Consider the following 1,959-nt stretch of genomic DNA (forward strand, 5'->3'; position numbering starts at 1 on the left):
ATCATCACCGGACGCATCATGGAAAGCAGCTCCTTCCGGTAATGATCGGCCTTTTCCTGATTGCCCTGTTCTTTCCGTACCATCTTTGTGATTCCCGGATACTGTCCCGGGAAGCTTTCCAGCATGATACCATCTCCATAGATCAGGTAAACATCTCCGTCTGTCATATCTTCCTCTGTCAGCTTCTTTCCATTCTCATCCGTAAGCTTATCCGGTATCGTTCCGGAGAAAATCGTGTCCGTGTCCAGATCCGCAAAATACCAGCTGTTATCATCTGTATGAAAATACACTGCTGTCATCGGCTTTTCCCCGCATCCCGCCAGACAGAACATAACAAGTATCGCCAGCATCACGATCCATTTTTTCATTATTCCACCTCCTAGTCTCTGTCAGTATTTGATTATTTCGGCTTCGTACCGTACTAGCACCATGAAAAACATTAATATTACTGACTTCTGCAATGTTTTTTATCTGGCACTACCATTAGTGGGAGATTTTTGATATAAATTTAATTGATCGTTGGAAGTACTTCCATAACCTGATCAATCACTTCCACAATTCTCTGTATATCCATATTTTCTTTTACATCAGAACTATCATTCACGTTCAAACCATCTTGCCAGTCCTGGACAATAGATACTGCCGGGATATTCACTAATGCAAACGGATAATGGTCACTGTTGGTTGCCATTGTCAGGAAAAATCTGTCACTGGGTGTAAATAGTTCTGACATACTGTTTTTATTTAATTCTGCCAGTTTTTTCAATCCCTCATCATCATATTCCGCATTGTCTGGTCTTTTGTTTCCTTCGATCATCGCCATATAACCCAGATCACTTTTTTCTGCAATAGTATCAATATTTATTACTCCGATAATCTGTTTCCGCTCGTCCTCCGTCAGCTTACCAACATACCATCTTGAACCCAGCATATATTTCTCTTCGCCCGAGAACAGGATGAATTTTATATTATACGGTATCTCTGTATCTTTTAAAATCCTTGCCAGTTCAAGCACTGCTGCCACTCCGGAACCGTTATCATTGGCGCCCACCGAATCTTCTGCACTGTCATAATGGGCACTTATGATCAGATTTTTTGTAGTATCAATGGATGAGTTTTTTGTCACAATGATATTTTCACCAATGCCGTCAACAATTGCATCCTCGGCTGTTGATGCCAGAAACACATCCGCCTGCGAGGAATGCCTTATTGCATTCTCATTGTTTTCATCGTTATATTCGAATTTCTGGTATTCTATATTGTCATATCCCAGATTGCCAAAATATTCACTAATATATTCTTTTACATTCTGTATTGCATCAGAATTTATTGGACGCGGTTCAGAAGTGATTTCATCGATGATCTGTTCAATATTCTGTTCCAAAGGCTCTATTATTGTACCGTTCTGGGTAACACTTTCCGCCATTGTCTGAATTGGTGCTATTAATGATATAACCATAATTAAGGCAATTGTAATTTTTTTCATTTGTGAGCTCCCTCATTTTACCAAGTATTAATCAGTATCTTTTATCCAATAACTTTCCATGCAGAACCATAGGCTACAACGAAAGCTTTTTTTCATACCATAAACATTATCATGTGATATACTTCTGCCAATTAAATCTCAGATTTTGAAAAAGGGACAGACATTGATAAATTTACTTAGTTCCATTCTGGGCTATGCACGGAACATTACAACCACATGATCAAAAGGCGGTAAATCTGATATTCTAAATGTACATTGTGATCCTTTTTTAACAAAATTAGCTTTTTTATCATTTATGTTATCAACTGATACTATTATACCATGAACTGCATCACCAACCAAGTGTTCTTTTTTGCTTTTACAGCGTTCGTACAGTACTTTTACAATTCATTGCACATCTGTAAAGGAAGGAGACTTCTTGCTATATATTATGTTAAATTCCTGAAAGTATTTTCTTTGCGTTCTCCAGGTTA

2 protein-coding genes are annotated in these 1,959 nt (G+C 38.1%); both read right to left on the reverse strand.

Annotation, left to right across the window (positions count from 1 at the left end; all coding sequences use genetic code 11):
* Positions 1-368 (reverse strand): hypothetical protein (locus tag LI091_RS18270; RefSeq protein WP_265191442.1); only part of this gene is annotated, 368 nt, incomplete at its 3' end.
* A 140-nt stretch (positions 369-508) separates the two neighbouring features.
* The gene (locus LI091_RS18275) at positions 509-1,486 is read right to left on the reverse strand and encodes a M28 family metallopeptidase (RefSeq protein WP_227752247.1); all 978 of its coding nucleotides are present in this window, start codon (positions 1,484-1,486) and stop codon (positions 509-511) included.
* Positions 1,487-1,959 lie beyond the last annotated feature (473 nt).

The sequence above is a fragment of the Blautia sp. MSK20_18 genome, assembly GCF_020553125.1.
GTDB lineage: Bacteria > Bacillota > Clostridia > Lachnospirales > Lachnospiraceae > Blautia_A > Blautia_A fusiformis.